At 30.4% G+C, this 24,310-nt stretch carries 16 protein-coding genes and 1 tRNA gene; 7 read left to right on the plus strand and 10 right to left on the minus strand.

Annotated features, from left to right (window positions below; translation table 11 throughout):
• Window positions 1–188 precede the first annotated feature (188 nt).
• Window positions 189–4,658 (minus strand): DNA polymerase III subunit alpha, encoded by a 4,470-nt coding sequence (gene dnaE, locus QM495_RS00130; protein ID WP_408670073.1) that lies wholly within the window; start codon window positions 4,656–4,658, stop codon window positions 189–191.
• A 277-nt stretch (window positions 4,659–4,935) separates the two neighbouring features.
• On the opposite strand from dnaE, the gene QM495_RS00135 reads away from it, so the two are divergent.
• The 4 genes from QM495_RS00135 to QM495_RS00150 all read left to right on the plus strand — a co-directional run bounded on the left by QM495_RS00135 (window position 4,936) and on the right by QM495_RS00150 (window position 6,757).
• Window positions 4,936–5,520, plus strand: a complete 585-nt coding sequence (locus QM495_RS00135; protein WP_408670074.1) for a 30S ribosomal protein S16 — start codon at window positions 4,936–4,938, stop codon at window positions 5,518–5,520.
• Window positions 5,521–5,535: 15 nt separating this feature from the next.
• Entirely contained in the window at window positions 5,536–6,066 is a 531-nt protein-coding gene (gene rimM, locus QM495_RS00140) for a ribosome maturation factor RimM (protein WP_408670075.1), read from the plus strand.
• 10 nt (window positions 6,067–6,076) lie between these two features.
• Window positions 6,077–6,161 (plus strand) — tRNA-Ser (locus QM495_RS00145).
• 122 nt (window positions 6,162–6,283) lie between these two features.
• Window positions 6,284–6,757, plus strand: a complete 474-nt coding sequence (locus QM495_RS00150) for a hypothetical protein (RefSeq protein WP_408670076.1) — start codon at window positions 6,284–6,286, stop codon at window positions 6,755–6,757.
• Here QM495_RS00150 and obgE read toward each other — a convergent pair whose 3' ends face one another.
• The 3 genes from obgE to secDF all read right to left on the minus strand — a co-directional run bounded on the left by obgE (window position 6,758) and on the right by secDF (window position 11,998).
• On the minus strand, window positions 6,758–7,750 hold the full coding sequence (obgE, locus tag QM495_RS00155) for a GTPase ObgE (protein WP_408670077.1): 993 nt from the start codon (window positions 7,748–7,750) through the stop codon (window positions 6,758–6,760). It lies immediately after the preceding gene.
• Window positions 7,751–7,753: 3 nt separating this feature from the next.
• Window positions 7,754–8,869, minus strand: a complete 1,116-nt coding sequence (locus QM495_RS00160; protein WP_408670078.1) for an adenylate kinase — start codon at window positions 8,867–8,869, stop codon at window positions 7,754–7,756.
• Window positions 8,870–9,001: 132 nt separating this feature from the next.
• Window positions 9,002–11,998, minus strand: coding sequence for a protein translocase subunit SecDF (gene secDF, locus QM495_RS00165; protein WP_408670079.1), 2,997 nt, complete (start codon window positions 11,996–11,998; stop codon window positions 9,002–9,004).
• 169 nt (window positions 11,999–12,167) lie between these two features.
• Here secDF and QM495_RS00170 point away from each other — a divergent pair, with 169 nt between their 5' ends.
• Entirely contained in the window at window positions 12,168–13,844 is a 1,677-nt protein-coding gene (locus tag QM495_RS00170) for a formate--tetrahydrofolate ligase (protein WP_408670080.1), read from the plus strand.
• Between the two features lie 71 nt (window positions 13,845–13,915).
• On the opposite strand, the gene QM495_RS00175 is transcribed toward QM495_RS00170, so the two are convergent.
• The 4 genes from QM495_RS00175 to gyrB form a co-directional block, all read right to left on the minus strand.
• On the minus strand, window positions 13,916–14,935 hold the full coding sequence (locus QM495_RS00175) for an alkane 1-monooxygenase (protein ID WP_408670081.1): 1,020 nt from the start codon (window positions 14,933–14,935) through the stop codon (window positions 13,916–13,918).
• Window positions 14,936–15,132: 197 nt separating this feature from the next.
• Complete coding sequence (locus QM495_RS00180) at window positions 15,133–16,056, minus strand: malate dehydrogenase (RefSeq protein WP_408670082.1); 924 nt, start codon at window positions 16,054–16,056, stop codon at window positions 15,133–15,135.
• A 133-nt stretch (window positions 16,057–16,189) separates the two neighbouring features.
• Entirely contained in the window at window positions 16,190–17,206 is a 1,017-nt protein-coding gene (locus QM495_RS00185) for a DUF6588 family protein (RefSeq protein ID WP_408670083.1), read from the minus strand.
• 219 nt (window positions 17,207–17,425) lie between these two features.
• Entirely contained in the window at window positions 17,426–19,366 is a 1,941-nt protein-coding gene (gene gyrB / locus QM495_RS00190; RefSeq protein WP_408670084.1) for a DNA topoisomerase (ATP-hydrolyzing) subunit B, read from the minus strand.
• Window positions 19,367–19,755: 389 nt separating this feature from the next.
• Here gyrB and guaA point away from each other — a divergent pair, with 389 nt between their 5' ends.
• Window positions 19,756–21,288 (plus strand): glutamine-hydrolyzing GMP synthase, encoded by a 1,533-nt coding sequence (guaA, locus tag QM495_RS00195; protein WP_408670085.1) that lies wholly within the window; start codon window positions 19,756–19,758, stop codon window positions 21,286–21,288.
• Between the two features lie 29 nt (window positions 21,289–21,317).
• Entirely contained in the window at window positions 21,318–23,012 is a 1,695-nt protein-coding gene (locus QM495_RS00200; RefSeq protein WP_408670086.1) for a LysM peptidoglycan-binding domain-containing protein, read from the plus strand.
• Window positions 23,013–23,074: 62 nt separating this feature from the next.
• Here QM495_RS00200 and QM495_RS00205 read toward each other — a convergent pair whose 3' ends face one another.
• Window positions 23,075–23,590 carry a DUF2892 domain-containing protein gene (locus QM495_RS00205; RefSeq protein WP_408670087.1) on the minus strand — a complete coding sequence of 172 codons (516 nt, stop codon included), beginning with the start codon at window positions 23,588–23,590 and terminating at the stop codon, window positions 23,075–23,077.
• A 54-nt stretch (window positions 23,591–23,644) separates the two neighbouring features.
• On the minus strand, window positions 23,645–24,310 hold a 666-nt coding region (locus QM495_RS00210), incomplete at its 5' end, for a cytochrome c biogenesis protein (protein ID WP_408670088.1).

A 24,310-nucleotide genomic window follows, 5' to 3' on the forward strand; every position in this document is an offset into this window, starting at 1 on the left:
TTTAACCCGTTGTGCATTATTATAAATTTCGTCAATTCGAGTGAATTTTAGCCCTGATAGGGGTTGAAATTAGTATCGAGAATAGAAATTTTATGATAAAGAGTACTTCTCGATACAATTTTTTATCAAAAATCACTCAATCTGACGTTGAGTTCAAAATAATAATTTATAATGCACAACGGGTTTATTTAATTCAGCTTAAATTTAATTTCTTGGTTTTCTAATATTTTTAGAAAATCATTATTAATTTTTACTTTTACCGATCTGCTATGCATGTTTAATTTCATTTTTTCGGTTAAATCATACACCAAAAGATTTAATGGTACATTCCCTTCATTTTCTTTTAAAAGTTTGTCTAAATTTTCAATACTAGCTTTATTTATTTTTTTAATATCTAATTGAAGTGTAATTTTTTTAGATTGCTTTTCAAGTACATCTTGTAAAATTTGAATATCCGTAAAATTAATACGAGGTTCTCCTATTTTTCCATCTTTATTTCTCCACCCAGCAGAAATATTTACTTTAAATTGACGAAATTCATTGTCAATTAAAAAAGGTTTAAATTTTAAATAAGTGTCTTTAAAAATTCGAAATTCGTGACTATCATTATAATCTACAATAAAAAATGAAGCCCATTTATTTCCGTTTTGCGATGTTCTGTGTTGTACATCAGATAAAATTCCTGCAAAAGAAAAGTTTGTACCGGTGTACTTATTTAAATCTTCTTTAAATACAGAAACATTCGTATTGCTAAAATATTTTATTTCATTTTTAAAATCATCTAAAGGGTGACCGGAAATATAAATTCCAACTAACTCTTTTTCTTTCGATAATTCTTCCATCATTCCCCACTTTTCAGCAGATGGTATTTCAGGTTCAGGAAATTGAATTTCAGAAGTTTCTCCAAACATAGAAATTTGTGCAGAGTTCTTATTTTCTTGAAATTTATTTCCGTAACGAATTGCTTTTTCAATAAATGTAGCACCTTTCTCATCTAATTGATAATATTGTGCTCGGTGTACATTTTTAAAAGAATCTAATCCTCCAGCCATTACTAAGCCATCAAAAGCTCTTTTATTGCATGCGCGTAAATCTACCCGTTTAGTAATGTCGAAAATTGAAGTATAGTTTCCATTTTCTTTTCGTTCTTTTACAATTGCATCTACTGCTGCACCACCAACACCTTTAATTGCTCCCATTCCAAAACGAATAGCACCTTCTTTATTTACAGCAAACTTCAAATAAGATTCATTAATGTCAGGCCCTAATACAGGAATTTCTGCACGTTTACATTCTTCCATAAAGAAAGAAACTTGCTTAATGTCGTTCATATTATTAGACAAAACAGATGCCATATATTCTGCTGGATAATGCGCTTTTAAATAGGCAGTTTGATAGGCAATATAAGCGTAGCAAGTAGAGTGAGATTTGTTAAATGCATAAGCGGCAAAAGCTTCCCAATCTTTCCAAATTTTCTCTAAAATTTCTTCGGGATGATTATTTGCTTTTCCACCTTCAATAAACTTTGGTTTTAGCTCCACCAACATCGAGAAAATTTTCTTTCCCATGGCTTTACGTAGTTTATCGGCTTCACCTTTTGTAAAACCTGCTATTTTTTGAGAAAGTAACATTACCTGCTCTTGATAAACTGTAACGCCGTAGGTTTCTTTTAAATACTCTTCCATTTCTGGTAAATCGTATTCAATTTCTTCTTCCCCATGTTTACGCATAATAAACAAAGGAATATATTCCATTGGACCTGGACGATACAAGGCGTTCATAGCAATTAAATCGGCAAACTCAGTTGGTTTTAAAGCTTTCATATGCTTTTGCATACCAGGAGATTCATATTGAAAGACTCCCACTGTTTCTCCCTTTTGAAAAAGTTCGTAAGTTTTTGGGTCGTCTAAAGGAAAATCATCAGGAATTAATTCAATGCCATACTTTGCTTTAATAATTTTTACGGCATCTTTAATTAGGGTTAACGTTTTTAATCCTAAAAAATCCATTTTTAGTAACCCAGCACTTTCAACAACATTATTGTCGAATTGCGTAACATACATGTCGCTATCTTTTGCAGTAGCAACAGGAACTAAATTGGTGATTTTTTCAGGAGTAATTATCACTCCACAAGCGTGAGTTCCTGTATTCCTTACAGAGCCTTCTAAAGCAAGTGCCTGTTTAATTGTGATTGCTTCTAAATCGTCCCCTTCAGCAATAGTTCTTAATTCACTAATATTATCAAATTCTTCAGCTCTTAAGGCTTTTACTTTACTTTTGCTCTTATCATCATCACCAAAAATATGTTGTAGCTTAATTAGGGGGATAAGTTTGGCTATTCTATCGGCATCAGGTAAAGGTAAATCTAATGCGCGTGCAGTATCTCTAATAGAAGATTTTGCGGCCATTGTACCGTACGTAATAATTTGAGCAACCTGACTTGCACCGTATTTTTCAATTACAAAATTGATTACTTTTTGGCGCCCTTCATCATCAAAATCAATATCAATATCGGGTAAGGAAACACGGTCTGGATTTAAGAAACGTTCAAAAAGTAAGTCGTATTTAATAGGATCAATATTGGTAATCCATAAACAATAAGCAACTGCTGATCCTGCTGCTGAACCACGTCCTGGCCCAACGGAAACTCCCATTTTTCGAGCTTCTAAGATAAAATCCCAAACAATTAAAAAATAACCTGGATAACCAGTCATTTTAATAATAGATAATTCAAAATCTAATCGTTCTTTAGTGTCCTTATCCAATACATCACCATACCTTTTTTTTGCTCCTTCAAAAGTTAAATATTTTAGGTAGTCATTTTCACCTCTTACACCTCCATCTATTTCATCTTGTGGATTAATAAATTGTTGAGGAATATCAAATTTGGGTAATAATACATCTCTTTTTAAGGTGTAAATTTCTACTTTATCAACTATTTCCTGAATATTTGAAATGGCATTTGGTAAATTAGCGAACAAACTTTTCATTTGTTCTTGCGACTTAAAATAATACTCGTTATTTGGTAAGCCGTATCTAAAACCTCTTCCTCTTCCTTTGGGTGTTGCTATTTTTTCACCGTCTTTTACACATAATAAAATATCATGTGCTTCTGCTTCATCTTTGGAAGTGTAAAAAGTATTATTGGTGGCAACAAGTTTTACATGATGTTTTTTAGAAAATTGAATAAGAACATCATTTACATGATTTTCATTTTCTTGCTGATGACGCATAACCTCCAAATAAAAATCTTCTCCAAATTGCTCTTTCCACCATAGCAAAGCTTCTTCGGCTTGTTTTTCTCCAATATTTAGTATTTTACTAGGTATTTCTCCGTATAAATTTCCAGATAAGACAATTAAATCTTCTTTGTATTGTTCAATAACACTTCTATCAATTCTTGGAACGTAATAAAATCCGTCAGTATGTGATAGTGATGACATTTTGGCCAAATTATGATAGCCATTTTTATTTTTAGCTAGAATAACTATTTGGTAACCATTGTCTTTATGTGTGCGGTCGGTATGATCTTCACAAACATTAAATTCGCTCCCTAAAATTGGTTTAAAATAGATTCTTGTTTGTCTATTTGTTAAAAATTGAGTTAAATCAAGCTCTTGTGAGTTGTCTTTATCAATAACACCTTCTTCAATTTTTTGTATTCTAATTTTTTCAATTTCTGGTTTTTCAATCTCATCATATTTTTTATCGATAGAATCGTTGTATGAGATGGCTTCCTGTACAAAATAATAAGCACCCATCATATTTCCAGTATCAGTTAATGCAACGGCAGGCATTTTATTTTTGATAGCTGAATTGATAAGATTCTTGATGCTTGAAGTAGATTGTAATACCGAAAATTGGGAATGACAATGTAAGTGTGAAAATTGAACTTCTTGGAGTTCTTCAATTATTTCTGAAGAGGAAGTTGGTATTTCAACTTTTGTAGCTAGTATTTCTTTTAATTTTTCACTTTCTTTTTTAAGATTTAAATGTTTTAAACCAATAACATGAATAGTTGTTGGATTTTTAGCATCGAAATTTTGAAAATAATCAGTTGGAGCATCGAGTTGCTCTATTGTATAATTTCTACGGCGAATTAATTCTAAAAAACAACGTGTAGTAGCTTCAACATCGGCGGTAGCATTGTGAGCTTCACCAAAAGGAGTATTAAATAAATATTGATGTAATTCTGTTAAAGTTGGTAATTTAAATTTTCCATATCTACCACCAGAAATTTGACATAAACTCGCAGTGTTTTCAGTACACGTATCTAAAACTGGTAATTGATTTAAAGTAGAATTAACACTTTTTCGGTAAAATTCACAACCCATAATATTAAGGTCGAAATTCACATTTTGCCCAACTACAAATTTAGATTTTGAAAGAACTTCATTAAAAAGCACTAATACTTCTCCTAGTTTTTTTCCTTTTTCTTCAGCTAATTGTGTAGAAATTCCATGTATTTGTTCAGCATCATAAGGAATGTTAAATCCGTCAGGTTTAATTAAATAATCTTGTTGCTCAATTAATTCGCCATACATATCGTGTAGCTGCCAAGCAATTTGAACACATCTAGGCCAATTATCAGTATCTGTAATTGGAGCAGTCCATTTTTTTGGTAAACCAGTGGTTTCAGTGTCAAATATTAAAAACATGTATTAGAATATTTTGTGAAAGTATGAGAATTTAAAAGTATGAATTTAATAGATTTTACAATTCCTAAGCTGTACTTTTTTATTAACAAATTATACAAAGTTTTAAAGAACTTTATATTTGATGTGAATTATTTGATTATCAGGACATGACAATTACTTTCTTTATATTTCATCTTCAATAAAATATACTAAAATACTATATGTTATATGGAAATAACTCACTATATTTGCGCACTTAATTAATAACCAAGGTTTCGTACCTTAAAATTTAAAACAAATGTCAGTAAAAATTAGACTACAAAGACACGGTAAAAAAGGAAAACCATTCTATTGGATAGTAGCTGCAGATGCTCGCTCTAAGAGAGATGGTAAGTATTTAGAAAAAATTGGGACTTATAATCCTAATACTAATCCAGCTTCTATTGATTTAGATGTTGATGGTGCCGTAAAATGGTTGCAAAATGGAGCACAACCAACAGACACTGCAAAAGCAATTTTATCTTATAAAGGAGCTATGCTAAAAAATCATTTAGTAGGAGGTGTTGCTAAAGGTGCTTTAACTGAAGAGCAAGCTGAAGAAAAATTTCAAGCTTGGGTAGCAGAAAAAGACGCAAAAATAGCAGCCCAAAAAGATGGTTTAACAAAATCTAAGGAGGATGCTAAAGCGGAGGTATTAGCTGCTGAAGTTAAAATTAATGAAGAGCGTTTAGCTGCTGTTCAAGAAGCAGAGAATGAAGCAATAAAAGTTGCTGCAGATGCAAAGGCTGCTGCTGAAGCTGCAGAAAATGTAGTTGAAGAAGTTGCTCCTGAATCTATTGATGATGCACAAGCTGCTGCAACAGAAGAAGGAAAAACAGAGTAATTTATTGTTACGAAAATGCGTAAAGAAGATTGTTTTTATTTAGGCAAAATCGTAAGAAAACATAGTTTTAGAGGTGAGGTAGTAATCAAATTAGATACTGACGAACCTGAATTATATCAAAATTTGGAATCAGTATTTGTTGCTTTAGGTAACAATCTGGTTCCTTTTTTTATTGAAACTATTTCACTTCAAAAAGGAAATCAACTTCGTATTCGTTTTGAAGATGTTGAAAATGAAGCTGATGCTGATGCAATTTTAGGTATTGAGGTTTATTTACCATTGAAATTTCTTCCGAAGTTAACAGGGAATAAATTTTACTTTCACGAAATAATAGACTTTGATATTGAAGATGTTAATTATGGTTATCTGGGTGTAATTACTGGCGTTAATGATTCATCAGCTCAACCGCTATTTGAAGTAAATTCAAATGGTACAGAAATTTTTATTCCAATGATTGACCATTTCATTAAAAAAGTTGATAGAGAAAATACTAAGATTATTGTTGAAACCCCAGAAGGTTTAATAGATTTATATTTAAATCAATAAATAATAATTTAGAGAGGTGGCCGAGTGGTCGAAGGCGCACGCCTGGAAAGTGTGTATACGGCAACGTATCGAGGGTTCGAATCCCTTCCTCTCTGCGATAACACAACCAAAAAAAAACAAAAGCCTATAAATACTATGTTTATAGGCTTTTAATTTTTTAACCAAAATTTCAACCTGATTATAAAATGTTGTATTTTCACTTGTGGAATTAAAATTTATGTTTAAAAAATTATTTATAGTGTTATTTTATTCGTTACTAGTTGTATCGTGTACTTATTTCGAAAATAAATGGGAAAGAGAATCAATACAAGTAATTGATACAGTTGTTGATTTTAATACAGTTGATGCATTTCCATTATTTCCAAATTGTAAAGACATTCCATCAAGAGAAAAACAGAAAATTTGCTTCCAAATTGAGATTGCACAACATATTTACGCATCTTTAAAAGAATATCAATTAAATGCTACAGAAATAGTAAATGATACTATTTTAGTGAAGTTAAAAGTTAATGTTTTGGGTAGAACAAGTTTATCTGAAATTTTAATTTCAGATAAAACAAAAGAGCAACTACCTGAATTTGATAGTATTTTAAAAGTAAGTTTACAAAATTTACCAACATTGAAACCCGCTATAAAGAGGGACATGCCTGTAACAACAGAGTTTACATTACCAATAATTTTAAAAAATTAATTAGTCATTAAGCATTTGCCATAAAGTATCTTTTAATTTTACTAACCCTTGTTGGGCAACCGACGAAATAAAAAGTATTTTTATATTTTTAGGTAGTTCTTTTTTAATTTCTTCTTTTAACTCATCATCTAACATATCCGATTTAGAAATAGCTAAGAGTCTATTTTTATCTAATAATTCTGGATTATGCTGTTTTAATTCGTTTAATAAGATATCATATTCTTTTTCAATATTATCTGAATCTGCAGGAATTAAAAATAATAACGTTGAATTTCGTTCTATATGTCTTAAAAATCTATGGCCAAGACCTTTACCCTCTGCTGCTCCTTCAATAATACCAGGGATATCAGCCATTACAAAAGTTTGAAAATCTCTGTATTGTACAATTCCTAAATTTGGTTTAAGAGTTGTAAAAGCATAGTCTGCAATTTTTGGTTTAGCAGCTGTAAGCACGGATAATAATGTAGATTTTCCAGCATTTGGAAAACCAACTAGACCAACGTCAGCTAATAATTTAAGTTCTAATTGAAACCAAGATTCTTTTCCATCTATACCAGGTTGTGCATACCGTGGCGTTTGATTTGTAGATGACCTAAAGTTCCAATTTCCAAGACCACCCATTCCACCTTCTAACAAAATTTGTTCAGTATTTTCTGTAGTTATTTCGAAAAGTATTTCCTGAGTCTCTATATCTCTAACAATTGTACCAAGTGGCACACTTATATAAACATCTTCACCATCTTTTCCGGAACTTCTTGATTTACTTCCATGACCACCGTGTTCTGCTCTAAAGTGTTTATTGAATTTTAAATGAAAAAGCGTCCATAAATTTGGATCAGCTTTTAAGATTATATGACCTCCACGACCACCATCACCACCATCTGGACCTCCTTTGGTAATGTATTTTTCCCTGTGCAAATGCACAGATCCACCGCCACCTTTTCCAGAACTAGCATATACTTTAGTATAATCTACAAAATTTCCTTCAGTCATTATTTATAGTTTGTTAAAAACGTCACTTAAACGCTTCGTAATTTCACTAATTTCGCCAACACCATCTATACCAAAATATTTATTTTGGGTTTGGTAATATTCTTTTAAAATTTCGGTTTTTGTATAGTATTCGTTGAATCTATTTAAAATTTTATTTTCATCTTGATCATCAGATCTACCACTTGTTTTACCGCGTTCTAATAACCGAGCAATCAATAAACTTGTTGGCACTTCAATTGTAAGCATTCCTCCAATAGTTTCTCCTTTTTCTTCTAATAGTTCGTCTAGGGCTATGGCTTGTGCTTTAGTTCTTGGAAATCCATCAAAAATAATTCCGTTAGAAGCTGGTAATTTATTTACAACAGTTTTTAGCATTTTTATGGTAACATCGTCTGGCACTAAGTTGCCTTTATCTATATATGATTTAGCTAATATTCCAAGTTTAGTTTCTCGTTTCATATGAGATCTAAAAACATCCCCTGTAGAAACATGTGTTAGGTTGTATTTTGCCTTCAGTAAATCTGCCTGAGTTCCTTTTCCAACACCTGGAGGACCAAATAAAAGTATATTTTTGATTGTTGGTTTTGGAGTTATTTGATAGATACTTGAAAGATTTCTCCCTAAGCCATCATAATCAAGTCCATAACCTACAATAAATTTATCAGGAATAGCTATACCAATATAATCTATAGGTAATTCTTTTTTAAATACATCTGGTTTAAAAAATAAAGTTGCAATTTTTAATTGTTTTACTTTTTTATCTTTGAATATTTCATAAATTTCTTGAAGCGTATTCCCAGTATCAATAATATCTTCTAAAATAACTACGGTTCTACCTTCTAAATTTTCATTAATACCAACAAGTTGTTTTATTTTTCCTGAGGAGTTTGTTCCTTGGTAAGAAGCTAATTTAACAAATGAAACTTCACAATTGTAGTTGTATTCACGAATAAAATCGGCTACAAACATAAACGATCCATTTAAAATACCTATAAAAAGTGGAGTTTCGTCTTTACAATCTCCAGAAACTTGTTTTACTAATTGTTTTATTGCTTTTGCAATTTTTTTTTCGGAAATGTATGTTTTAAAATACTTGTCGTGTAGTTTTATAATACTCATTGTTTGCTTTTCTACAAATTTAATAATCAAAATACAAATTTAGTTTTTATTTTGACTTTATTTTTTATTTTGAAATACAAAAACCGTTTTGACAACTCAAAACGGTTTTTGGTGTATTAAGTTTAACTTAAATTATTTTTTCTTCTTTTCTAATTTCTTAACGGTATCATACATTAAAGGTGATGCAATAAATAGCGATGAGTAGGTACCTACAACAACTCCAATAATTAATGCAAACATAAAGCCTTTAATAGAATCTCCACCAAATAAGAAGATTGCAAATAATACGACTAAAGTAGTTAAAGAAGTATTAATAGTTCTTCCTAAAGTAGAACTTAAAGCTTTATCAACTACATTATTAAATTTCCAAGAAGTATGAATACCAGTAAATTCTCTAATTCTATCAAAAATCACTACGGTATCATTCAATGAATACCCAACTACCGTTAGAATTGCTGCAATAAATGACTGTCCAATTTCCATGTCAAATGGTAAAATTTTATATAATAATGAGAATAAAGCTAATACAATTAACACATCATGAAATACTGCAACAACAGCTCCTAAACTGTATTGCCATTTTCTAAATCTTAATAAAATGTATAAGAATACAACTAGTAGAGACCCTAATATTGCCCAACCTGCTGCTGTTTTAATATCATCGGCAATAGTTGGCTCAACTTTAATAGAACTCATTACACCTACTTTATTTTCACCTTCATATCCAGGTTTAAACTCATCTAAAGTTAAAGTTTCTGGTAGATATTTTTTTAATAAACCGTTGTACAATAATTCTTGAACTTCATCATCAACATGATTTCCTTCTTCTTCAATTTTATATTTTGTAGTTATTTTTAACTGACTTGCATTACCATACGTTTTTACTTCTGGAGCACTTCCAAAAACATCTTTTAAAGTACTAGCAACATCAGAGGCATTTGTAGGCTGTTCAAATTTTACGATATAAGATCTTCCTCCAACAAAGTCAACACCATAATTTAAATTATTTGTAAATAAAGAACCTAATCCAATAAGTATAATAGTAGCTGAAATTACATACGCAATTTTTCTATTTTTCAAGAATTCAATACCTTCATTTTTGAACCAATTTTTAGTAATATTAGTATTGAAAGTAAATACTTTTCCTTTTGCTGCGTACCAATCTATTAATAAACGAGTAATAAATACAGCAGTAAATAGAGACGTTACAATACCTACCATTAAAGTGTAAGCAAATCCTTTTACGGGTCCTGTACCAAAAACATATAATATTACTCCAGTTAGCATTGTTGTAATATTGGCATCAATAATTGCAGATAAAGCTCCTTTAAAACTAAAACCGTGGTTAATAGAAGCTTTTAGCCCTTTTCCTTTGTCTAATTCTTCTTTAATTCTTTCAAAAATAATTACGTTCGCATCAACAGACATACCTATTGTTAAAATAATACCTGCAATACCTGGCAAAGTTAATACGGCACCAAAGGCAGTTAAAATTCCAAAAATAAATAATAGGTTAACTGCTAGTGCAACATCAGCAAATATACCAGCTTTTCCATAATAGAAAATCATCCATAATAAAACTAGCAGTAATGCCAATGCAAAAGAACTTAAACTGCTATCAATAGCTTTTTGTCCTAAGGATGGTCCAACAACTTCAGATTGTATGATATGTGCCGCAGCAGGTAATTTACCGGCTTTTAATACGTTTGCAATATCCTGTGCTTCTTCAACGGTCATACTTCCACCTGAAATAGAAGTTCTACCTGTTGTAATTGCAGTATTTACTGAAGGAGCGGTATACACATAATCATCTAATACAACTGCTACAAATTTCCCTACATTTTCAGTAGTCATTTTACCCCATTGTCTAGATCCTGTAGCATTCATTGTCATACTCACTTCAGGTTTCCCTGTTTGTCCATATTCCTGACTAGCATCATCAATTACATCACCTTCAATTGGAGCAACATCTTCACGGTTAGATTTTATTCCGTATAAATAAATTAATTGAACGTTTTCTCCAGTTGCAGCTACTTTTGAACTAAAAGGTTTTGCATCCCAAAGAAATTTAGCATATTTCATATCGTTAGATAATACAGCTCGAACATCTTTTCTTGCTAAATATGAATTTACTTTAGAAGTATCAGCAACTTTCGCAGTTGCAATAATAGAAGATACTTGATTTTCAGATTGAGGGACACTTGGAGTTAATACTGTAAATAAATTAGCAACTTTTTTAGTTGCTAAAGAATCAGAAACTTCTCCTAAAAGATCATCTAATTCATCTTTTACAATAGTAGTAGTATCAACTTTTGTTTCTTCTTTTAAGAAATTTTCAACAACAGCATTTGCTGCGAAAAAGAAATTTGCTGTTTCTTGATTTGAATAAACTTCCCAAAATTGTAATTCGGCAGTACTTTGTAATAATTTTTTAACACGATCAATATCTTTTGCTCCAGGGAGTTCAATTAAAATACGACCTGAATTTCCAATTCTTTGAATATTTGGTTGTGTAACTCCAAATTTATCAATACGACTACGTAATACTTCAAAAGCGGTATTTACAGAACCTGTAACTTCAGCTTCAATAATTGGCATTACTTCTTCATCTGTTAATTTAAAGTTTATTTTTTCACGTAAAGATTTGTTTCCAAAAATACTTGGATCACTTAGTTTTACTGTTCCGTCACTTACTTTTTCGAAGTTATCATAAAACAATGTTAAAAATGTTTTATCACTATTTTTTTGAGCTACAGTTGCTTTTGCAAGAGCTTCATTAAAAATAGGGTTTTTAGAATCGTTAGATAAACCAATTAAAATATCTTTTACAGAAACTTGTAAAATAGCATTAATACCTCCTTTAAGGTCTAATCCTAAATTTAGTTCTTTATCTTTAATATCATTGTAACTAAATTTAGAAAAACCTAAATCAATAACAGGTTTGTTTGCAATAGAGTCTAAATAAACTCGTTCTAATTTAGCAATCTCTTTTCCATTGTTGGATCTTAATTCAGCATATTCTTTTGCATTATTTTCAACGCCATTTGTAAACCATGTGAATGATAATTGATATAAACTTACTAATCCAAATAGAATAGCGAATAATTTTATAAGCCCTTTGTTCTGCATCTTAATTTTTTTTATATAAAATTCATTTGTAATAAACGTGCAAATATATAATTTCAAATAGGAACAAACAATACTTTTTTAGCTTTTTATACCTATAAGTTAGCATGAATTAAATTATTCAAAATTTGAAATCTGAATTTCTTATATTTGCATCTTAAATTTTTGAAGAATGAAGCATTTATCTGATATAGAAATTGCACAAGAAAAAGAACTTATTCATATAAAAAATATTGCAGCTAAATTAGGCATTAAAGAAGATGATTTAGAAATGTATGGCAAATACAAAGCTAAACTTCCTTTAGAGTTGATTGATGAAGAAAAAATTAAACAAAATAATTTAGTTTTAGTCACAGCAATTACCCCTACGCCTGCAGGAGAGGGAAAAACAACAGTTTCAATTGGTTTGACTGAAGGATTAAATAAAATAGGTAAGCAAGCTACGGTAGTTTTACGTGAACCTTCTTTAGGGCCCGTATTTGGTATAAAAGGCGGTGCTGCTGGTGGAGGATATTCTCAAGTTGTACCTATGGAAGATATAAATCTTCATTTTACAGGAGATTTTAATGCTATTGAAAAAGCTAATAATTTGTTGTCTGCATTAATTGATAATAATTTGCAAAGTAAATGTTGTAGTTTTAACCTAGACCCAAGAACTATATTGTGGAAACGTGTTATTGATATGAACGACCGTTCATTGCGTAATATAATAATAGGATTAGGAGGAACCGCAAATGGAATTCCTAGGGAAGATGGTTTTAATATTACCCCAGCTTCTGAAGTAATGGCAATTTTATGTATGGCTACTGACTTTGCAGACTTAAAAAGGCGATTAAGTGACATTTTTATAGGATTTACTTTTGATAAAAAACCAATTTTCGCTCGTGATTTAAAAGCACAAGATGCTATGGCAATTTTATTAAAAGATGCTATAAAACCCAACTTAGTACAGACTTTAGAAGAAAACCCTGCAATAATACATGGTGGTCCATTCGCAAATATAGCGCAAGGTACAAATTCAATTATAGCTACAAAAATGGGATTAACATTATCTAATTATGTGGTTACGGAAGCTGGTTTTGGTGCAGATTTAGGTGCTGAAAAATTTCTAAATATTAAATGTGTTGCAGCAGATTTAAATCCTAAGGCAGTAGTTTTAGTCGCAACCATTAGAGCTTTACGTCACCATGGAGGCGCAACAAAAGAAGCATATAATACTCCAAATATTCAGTTTGTAAAAGATGGCTTTTGTAATTTGGAAAAACATATAGAGAATGTTAGAAAATTTAATATTGAACCAGTAGTTGCAATAAATACCTTTATAAATGATACTTATGAAGAAATAAATTACATTATTGATACATGTAAAGAATTAGGAGTACAGGCAGTAGTTTCAGATGGATGGGCAAAAGGAGGAAAAGGAACTATAAAATTGGCAGAAGCTGTTGTAGCAATTGTTGAATCTCATAAAACACATTTTACTCCTATTTATAATTGGAATGAACCAGTTAAAACTAAAATTGAAAAAATAGCAAAAGAAATTTATGGGGCTGCAGGAGTGGATTATGATAAAAAAGCAAAATTAAACTTAAAACGTATTGAAAGGTTAGGTTTTAATGATTTTGCGGTTTGCATGGCAAAAACCCAAAAATCTTTTTCAGATAATGAAACTTTAGTAGGAAGACCAAAAGATTTTATTGTTACTGTTCGTGAAATTGAAATAGCGGCTGGAGCAGAATTTATAATTCCTATATTAGGTAGAATGATGCGTATGCCTGGTTTACCTGGTAAACCAGCTTCTGAAAAAATGGAAATAGATGATGATGGTGTTATTTCTGGATTATCATAAATAATTTTAATAATATTTAAAAAAGAGTCTTATCAATTAGGGCTCTTTTTTTATGAAATAGTATTAAATCCCTAGAGTTGTTTATGCATTATTTTAAACCATAAAGGAGGAACTAATGCTAATAACATCATGCCGGGATAACCTGTAATCATTTGAGGGCTATTTGGTAGCGAGTCTAATAATTGATATTGTTTATTTGCTTTAAAATGATGGTCAGAATGACGAGATAATTCAAATAAAATACTTCTACCAACAATATGATTTGAATTCCAAGAATGAGATGGTTGCACTCTTTCATAATTCCCATTTTCTTTTAATTTCCGGAGTAAACCATAGTGTTCAATGTAATTTACAGTTTCAAGCATTAATATTCCAAAAATTGAAGCTGCTAAAAAAGCAAGTACAACTTCAATATTAAAAATGAAATAAATTGTAAATAACAATATTATTTGTGCAATAGAGTATATGAGCATGCTGTTTGAAAATGATAAAAAATATTTTCCTTTCTTTTTTAATTTGTTAGTTTCAATTTTCCAAGCTTGAAAATAACTTCCAATTTGTGATCGAAACCAAAAAGTAAAAACAAGCTCACCTTTTCTTGCAGTTGCTGGGTCTTTTGGTGTTGCAACATTGTAATGATGGCCACTATTATGGTAAGGTAAAAAGTGTGTTTCTAATGAAGTAAGTAAAAGAATTTCACCTAAAAATTGCTGAAATCTATTTGTTCTGTGTCCTAATTCGTGTCCAACATTAATTCCTAAAATACCACATAAAATTCCTAAAGAACTTATTCTTCCAATTATTTCATAAGGTTTTAATTCCTCTTGAATTGCAAATAGAAAGAAAATTACAAACCCAATTTGTATAGGAACTGTAGTAAAAAGAACAATATTAAAGTACCTATCTTTTTTAAGCTCTTTTTTTGCATCTAAGCTAGAGTTTTTATTATTTGGCTTAAAAAATAATTCTAAAATAGGTATAAGTACAAATGAAAAAATAATAGGGGAATAGGTCCAAATACCATAATTAGTAAAAGAAATGTATGCGGTAAAAGCAAGTATAAATACGCTTAAATATTTTAATTTGTTCATAACAATGTACATTTTAAAGTAGATAAATATACATTAAAAATGAAGAGGCTGTCTAAAAAGTAGAATTTACGTCAACCTGAACCTGATTCAGGTTCTCATAATGATTGGTAACCAGTATGATAAGATTCTGAAATAAATTCAGAATGACGAATTTCATGACTTTCTATACAGCCTCTTAAAATATTATTTAAAAGTTGTTAGTCTAACAATGTATTTGTTTTTTTAACACCTTCAGCACTTGTGTGTAATTTAGTCATTTCAGCTTCAGAAAGTTCTATTTCAACAATCTTTTCAATACCGTTTTTACCAATAATACATGGAACACCAATTGAAAGGTCATTTAAGCCATATTCCCCTTCTAATAAAGCTGAACAAGGGAACATTTTATGTTGATCGCAAGCAATTGCCTGTACCATTGAAGAAACTGCTGCACCTGGAGCGTACCAAGCACTTGTTCCTAACAATTTAGTTAATGTTGCACCACCAACTTTTGTGTCTTCAACAACTTGTTGCATTCGTTCTTTAGTTAAGAATTCTGAAACAGCAACACTATTACGTGCAGCTTTACCAATTAAAGGAACCATACCTGTATCACTATGTCCTCCAATTACCATTCCATCAACATCAGATGTAGGGCAACCTAAAGCTTCAGATAAGCGGAATTTAAAACGTGCGCTATCTAGAGCTCCACCCATACCAATAATTCTGTTTTTAGCAATTCCTAATGCTTTGTGTGCTAAGTAAGCCATGGTATCCATTGGATTACTAACTACAATAATAATAACGTTTGGTGAATGTTCTATTAAACTTGTTGTTACGGTTTTTACAATACCTGCATTAATTCCAATTAACTCTTCACGTGTCATTCCTGGTTTTCTAGGAATTCCACTTGTGATAACAGCAATATCACTACCGGCTGTTTTTGAGTAATCGTTTGTTGTTCCTGTAATTTTAGTGTCGAACTTCATTAATGAAGCTGTTTGCATTAAATCCATTGCTTTACCTTCTGCAAAACCTTCTTTAATGTCAATTAATGTTACTTCTGATGCGAAGTTTTTAATAGCGATGTATTCAGCGCAACTTGCACCTACAGCACCTGCTCCTACTACTGTTACTTTCATATTATTGTGTTGTTTATAAGTGTTAAAAAAATGAACATTAAAAGTACAATTTTTTAAACTAAATTGATGTAATATTTATAACAAAAAAAGGATTGTTAATTAACAATCCTTTTAATTTAAGAGTTTGAAAGTGCTATCTAAAACTAAATGCCACTCCGGCAGATGCCGTATTGTATTCTTTAAAGGTGTAATCTCCATAAATTTTAAAGAAACCTAAGCCAATTCTTAGCCCTAATGTTCCTCTTGCCCCGTTTGCATTAAATTTAGAATTTATAGGATCTGTTACGGTTTCATTTACTGTATTATTGCTACCTTCGAGAGTATATTCAAGGTCATAAGTTCCATTTAATTTTAAGGTTGAAGTACCTTTATCATAACCAATTGCACCATAAATTGTAACAAAAGGAAAATCCAATGAAGCAATTGTTTGTATTGTGAAAGTGTTAAATTTAAGGGTTGCTTCCTGATTGTTACCATCTAAACCGTTAATACTTGCTAAATCATAAGTAATATTCATCGTTGTAAAACCACCAAAAACAGATACATTTAGAGGTAATCTATCTAAAGGTCCAAAATATTGCATTAAATTGTGCTTAACTCCAAAACCAATTAAATTCCCTTTAACATCATCAGTATTAACTTCAGGCAAAAAGCGAATACTAATATCTGTGTCGAAAGGAATTCCTAAGCTAGCTTGAATCATGGGTGAAGGAACTGCATTAAGAGGCAAATCACCACCAATACCATCGGGCATATCAAACTCTGCAACTTTATAATCATTTGCTTCAGGAATTCTAACACCAATTGTACTATTGTTATTGCCGCCCATTACTGCCTGAATTTTACGATCTCCACTTTCTAAAGTTAAGTATTGATAATCACTTTCATTAAATTGAAATGTTCTTGATGATTTTGGAACTATAGCCGCATTTGTATTTATAGTAATGTCAAAACCCAATTTTTTATGGGTTTTTGCGGTATGATACCAACCGTCATTTAAACTATATGCCATTCCTTCCATTACAGGAGTCATATAATTTTTTATTAAAAGGGATGCATCATCTTTAGCTAATAATAGCATTTCTAATTCTTGAGATTTTGCAGAAAAATTAAAAATAAATAATAATAAAAGTAGAATTGTTTTTTTCATGATAGGGGTTTTTTTAAGTAATGTAAAGGTATAAATAAAGATTTTAACATAAAAAAAGACTTTCTGAAAAAGTAAAATTTATTTGACCTGAATATGTCATCCTATGTTTGTAGAAGTATGATTCAGGTTATCATCATTAATAAGCTCTTTTAGAGTTGTAATAATATAAAAAAAGACCGCTTTTTTTAAGCAGTCTTTTAAAATGATTAGAGATATTAATTAAGCATCAATATTTGCATATTTTGCATTTTTTTCAATAAATGCTCTACGAGGAGGAACTTCATCACCCATAAGCATAGAGAAAACTCTATCTGCTTCAGCTAAATTATCAATGACAACTTGTCTTAATGTTCTAAATTCAGGGTTCATAGTGGTATCCCAAAGTTGTGTTGCGTTCATTTCTCCAAGACCTTTGTAACGTTGTATATTTACATTTCCACCTAAATTATGAGCAATTAAATCACGTTGATCATCATTCCAAGCATATTCTTTTTTCTGTCCTTTTTTCACTAAATATAGTGGTGGAGTTGCAATAAATATATGTCCATTTTCAATTAATTCTTTCATATATCTAAAGAAGAATGTAAGAATTAATGTAGCAATGTGACTACCATCAACATCGGCATCACACATAATAACCACTTTGTTATAACGTAATTTACTTAAATTTAAAGCTCTAGGATCTTCTTCTGTTCCAATTGAAACTCCTAATGCTGTAAACATATTTTTAATTTCTTCGTTTTCAAAAACTTTATGTTGCATAGCTTTTTCAACGTTTAAAATTTTACCTCTTAATGGCAAAATTGCTTGAAAAGCTCTATCACGTCCTTGTTTTGCTGTACCACCTGCTGAATCACCCTCAACTAAGAAAATTTCACATTTTTCAGGATCTGTTTCAGAACAGTCACTTAATTTACCAGGTAAACCTCCGATTGACATCACCGTTTTACGTTGTACCATTTCACGTGCTTTACGAGCTGCGTGGCGAGCAGTTGCGGCTAAAATTACTTTTTGTACAATTATTTTAGCATCATTTGGGTTTTCTTCTAAATAATCTTGCAGCATTTCAGAAACTGATTGACTTACTGCTGAAGATACTTCACGATTTCCTAATTTGGTTTTGGTTTGTCCTTCGAATTGAGGTTCTTGAACTTTTACAGATACAATAGCTGTTAATCCTTCGCGGAAATCATCTCCGGCAATATCAAACTTTAATTTGTCTAACATTCCAGAAGCTTCAGCGTATTTTTTAAGTGTGTTTGTTAATCCACGTCTAAAACCAGAAAGATGAGTACCACCTTCATGAGTATTAATGTTATTTACGTATGAGTGTAAATTTTCTGTGTATGAAGTATTGTACACCATAGCAACTTCAACAGGAACCCCGTTTTTTTCACCTTCCATTGAAATCACTTTAGCCGTAAGGCGCTCTCTAGTAGCATCTAAATATTCAATAAATTCAGGTAAACCAATTTCACTAAAAAACTTTTCAAAAGTAAAGTTTCCTTCTTCATCTTTAGTTCTTTTATCAGTTAAAGTTATAGTAAGCCCTTTATTTAAATACGAAAGCTCACGCATACGTGTTGCCAATGTTTCGTAACTAAATTCAATAGTTTGTGTAAAAATTGAGGTGTCTGGTAAAAAAGTAACCATAGTACCTTTATCGTCACTGTTACCAATAGTTTTTGTAGGGTACAATGCTTTACCTCTCTCATATTCCTGTTCCCAAATTTTACCATCTAAATAAACAGTTGCTCTCAAATGCTCAGAAAGTGCATTTACTACAGAAACACCAACACCGTGTAAACCACCGGAAACTTTATATGAATCTTTATCAAATTTACCTCCGGCACCAATTTTAGTCATTACAACTTCTAGTGCAGAAATACCTTCTTTTTTGTGTATTCCAACAGGAATACCACGACCATTATCTTTTACAGATACTGAATTATTTTCATTAATAATTACGTTAATGGTATCACAATGACCAGCCATTGCTTCATCAATAGAGTTATCAACTACTTCATACACTAAGTGGTGTAATCCTCTTACACTAATATCTCCAATATACATGGAAGGGCGCTTACGCACATGTTCCATTCCTTCTAAAGCCTGAATACTATCGGCTGAATAATCGTTTTTTTTAACTTCTTCGCTCATCGTTTAAAAATTAATTTAATATATATACTATAACTTCAAATATAATTATTGAATCAATTATTACATAGTTTATAAATTTGTTAAAGCTATAAGTTATTAACAATTGTGAATTAGTTGAAAGTCTTTTAAAATAGCTTAAAACAGCTTTAATAATTGTTTTATAACTTTTTAAAAATGTGTTATGGTAGAAAAAATTGAAGTGTCTTATTTGGCTTTATTTAAAGCCTGAAAATTCAAAATTCAAAAATTTTATACTTAATAGTTTAATAAAAAAAGCAGGTTTTGAATTACTTCAGAAAAAAATGATTGTTTTTTTGTTTAAAATTATAATGTTAAGAAAAAACATGTAGAAAGTAGATGCTATATTTATAATAATATTATTTTTGCAGATGCAACATAAGGTACTTATTTTAGATTTCGGGTCGCAATACACACAATTAATTGCACGGAGAGTTAGAGAACTTAATATTTTTTGTGAGATTTTTCCTTACAATAGTAAAAACTTTATTTTAGATAATTACAAAGCTGTTATACTTTCAGGTAGTCCTTTTTCAGTGAGAGCCAAAGATGCTCCACATCCAAATTTATCAAATATTAAAGGGAAGTTACCTTTGTTAGGTGTTTGTTTTGGGGCGCAATTTATAGCGCACAATTTTGGTGGAAAAGTTACTGCTTCAAATACTCGTGAATATGGAAGAGCTAACTTATCTTTTGTAAAAGAAAATGAATTGTTTTTTGAAGGTGTGAGTGAAAGTAGCCAAGTTTGGATGAGCCATAGTGATACCATAGTTAATTTACCTGAAAATTGTGAGTTAATTGCAAGTACAAACGATGTTGAAAATGCTGCTTTTAAAATTAAAAATGAAACTACTTTTGGAATTCAATTTCATCCAGAAGTTTATCACTCAAAAGATGGTTTGAAAATTCTAGAAAATTTTTTGGTAAAAATTAGTAGAGTTGCACAAACTTGGACACCTGATTCTTTTGTGGAATCAACAGTAGAAAAACTTAAGAATAAGCTTGGGAATGATAAAGTTATTTTAGGATTATCAGGAGGTGTAGATTCAACAGTAGCGGCAGTATTATTGAGCAAAGCTATCGGAAAAAATTTGTATTGCATATTTGTGAATAATGGTTTGTTACGTAAAAATGAGTTTAAAAATGTATTAGATCAATACAAAGGAATGGGTTTAAATGTGAAAGGTGTTGATGCTTCGGCACGTTTCTTGAATGAGCTTGTAGGAGAAGAAGATCCTGAAGGAAAACGAAAAATAATTGGTCGTGTTTTTATTGAAGTGTTTGATAATGAAGCACATTTATTAAAAGATGTAAAATGGTTAGCCCAAGGTACTATTTATCCTGATGTTATTGAATCGGTTTCAGTAAGTGGAGGGCCTTCAGCAACAATTAAATCGCATCACAATGTGGGTGGTTTACCAGATTTTATGAAGTTGAAAGTTGTAGAACCTTTAAAAATGTTGTTTAAAGATGAGGTTAGAAGAGTTGGAAAATCATTAGGGATTGATGCAGAATTATTGGGGAGGCATCCTTTTCCAGGACCTGGTTTTGGAATTAGAATTTTAGGAAATATCACTGAAGAAAAAGTTAAAATTTTGCAAGAAGTTGATGCTATTTTCATTAATGGATTAAAAGAAGCAGGCTTATATAATAAAATTTGGCAAGCAGGTGCAATTTTATTGCCTGTAAATTCTGTAGGTGTTATGGGCGATGAACGTACTTATGAAAAAGTAGTGGCTTTAAGAGCAGTAGAATCCACAGATGGAATGACTGCTGATTGGGTAAATTTACCGTATGAATTTTTACAAAAAATATCAAACAAAATAATAAATGGTGTAAAAGGCGTTAATAGAGTAGTGTATGACATTAGTTCTAAACCACCAGCAACAATTGAATGGGAATAAAAACTTCAATTAAAAATTAAATTTCGTTTATGAATAAAATAAAACTGTTAGTACTATTTCTTTTTTTAAGTTGTGCTATTTCATTTGCGCAAGAAAAAAAATATGTTTCATATACCACAAAAAAGGGTGAAACAATTAAGAGTATTGCGAAAGAATATAAAATGTCTAAAAAGGATTTGCGACGATTAAATCCTGGTGTAGGAAAAAAGCCAAAAGCCAATACCGTAATTATAGTTCCAAATAAAAATTTTGGTAAAGTTATAACTGAAATTAAAGCGATAGATGATAATCGTTATACTGTGCAATCTAAAGAAACGCTTTTTGGAATTTCAAAAAAGTTTGGAATTACTATAGAGGAACTTAAAAGTGCAAATCCCAATTTAGTAATTGGGCTTCAAATTGGAATGAAATTAGTTATTCCAAAACAAACGGAAGCACAAGTAAAAGATTCTGTAAATTATGTGCTACATACCGTTATTATAGATGATACAATTTACAATTTAACAAAACGATATGAAGTAACTGAGGACGATTTATTTAATTTAAATCCGTCTTTAAAAGAAGGTTTAAAACTGGGAATGTTGTTAAAAGTGAAGCCTATTGAAATTCATGAAGAAGAAATTAATTTTTTTGTTGAAAATATTGATATTGAAAAGGAGTTAAATGTAGTTTTTATGCTGCCGTATCAGTTAAATAAATTAAACGATTCAATTAGAACTGGAAGTTTTGAAAAAAGTAATTCTTTATTAAATATCACCACCGATTTTCATTTAGGAGCTACTATGGCAATAGATTCATTACGTCAAAAAGGGTTGAGAATTAACGTAACTTTTTTAGATACTGAAAATTCAAATTATAAATTACAGTATTTGCTAAATAAAAATGATTTTAGTGATACAGATGTTGTAATTGGACCATTATTTTTTGATAAAGCACTCTGGGTTTCAAAACATATTAAAACACCAGTAATTGCTCCGTTATATTCTAAAAAACAAGATTCGCTATCAGCAGGAAACTTAGTAAAATCTTCTCCAAATTATAAAGTGTATGAAAATAAGTTGTTAGCTTACATGGAAAAGTCATATAATGGTGAAAACGTGGTTGTTATAAATGATGATAAACCTAAAAATCAATCAAAACTTTGGAGGGTAGTTAACAAACTAAAAGCTTTTGATTCAATTCAGAATATTGAAGTTATTAAGCCTGAAAACGGCTTAATTAATAAAAAAGTTTTTATGGAAAAGTTAGATACTTTGGGTAAAAATTGGGTGCTTCTAATTAGCAATGAGATTGTTACTACATCTGCTACAGTTAATAATTTAAAAACCTACGCAGAAGATGTCGATATTAGTTTATTTGCAATTACAAAAGGGAGAAATTTTGAAACTATTAATAACAGTTTTTTAGGCAAGCTAAATTTTGTATATCCAACTTCAGATTTTATGAATATGGACGACATTAAAACTCAAAGATTTTATAAGAAATACAAATCTAAAAATTATGCATTACCTTCAAAATTTGTAATTAGAGGTTTTGATGTGACTTATGATGCTTTAATTAGAATTGCAAGTGCAAATAATTTTGAAGAAGGACTAAAATTAGGGATATCCTCAAGACTGTCTTGCATTTTTGATTACAATAAAAAATTATTTGGAAGTTTTGAGAATGAAGGTGTATTTTTAATTAAGTACACAAAAGATTTAGATACAATTATTTTAGAATAAATAAATTAAGATATAAAAAAACCTCAACGTTAACGTTGAGGTTTTTTTATATAATTTAATTGTTACATTTTCTTCATTTGATTTTTTAGCATTTTAATTTGCTCTGCTAAAACTTTTTGAGTATCTAATTTTTTTGCTTCGTTAATTAGCATTGTGGCTTCGCGTTTTCTTCTTTTAGACATTGCAATACCAGCTAATTGTAACTTTGCCATTGCAATATCATGTTTCATACTTAAACCTAAACTTAATGCTTTTTTAAAAAATTTTTCAGCTTGTGTAAGATTGGTTTGAGACACCATAATTCCTTGTAAAAAATTATAATACCCTTGTTGTTTTTGAACTAAAGCACTGCTTGGATTTTTAATATAAGTTAACCATTTACTAGCGCCTGCAAAATTTTGTTTTCTTAGTTGCCAAAAGGCTAATAATATAAATTCATTTTTAAAGTAAAATAATACGAAAATACCAGCTAGTAAAACCAATGAAATACCGTTCATGATGTTACTATCAATAAATTGAAAAACCGACCAAACTAAAATTGCAGTTGCAATTACTAATTTTATATACTTATTAAACATTGATTATCTATTTTTTTTGTGGATTGCAAAGTTACATTTTTGTAATGATTTTAATTATTTTTTATAATATTTTTTAAATTTAAAATAAGCCGCAGCAGCAATGAGAATAAAAGCCAACATAGTGTAATATACGAATGTTGGTGTTATTACTTTATCTCCACTTGCATAGGAATGTAATCCAGATAAATAAAAATTAACTCCAAAATAAGTAAATAATATGGATGCAAATGCTGCAACTGAAAAGAAATTAAACGTAAATCGACTTCTTAAACCAGGTACTAATCTTAAATGTAATATAAAAGCATATACCATAATACTAATAAGAGCCCAAGTTTCTTTAGGATCCCAACCCCAGTAACGACCCCAACTTTCATTTGCCCACATACCTCCTAAAAAGTTTCCTACTGTAATCATCACCAAACCAACGGTTAATGACATTTCATTAATAATGGTTAATTCTTTAATTTTTGGAGCTAATTGGGCTTTATTTTTTTTAGTTGTAAGAATTATTAATAGTAAAGAGATTAATCCTAAAATCATTCCTAAACCAAACGGACCGTAACTTGCTACAATAATGGCAACGTGAATCATTAACCAATATGAATTTAGTACAGGTTGAAGATTTGCAATTTCAGGATCCATCCAATTCCAATGGGCAATCATTAAAATAAATGCTGTTAAAAATGCAGTTGCAGCTATAGTCATCGATGATTTTCTTCC

Source organism: Lutibacter sp. (genome assembly GCF_046055765.1).
Taxonomy (GTDB): domain Bacteria; phylum Bacteroidota; class Bacteroidia; order Flavobacteriales; family Flavobacteriaceae; genus Lutibacter.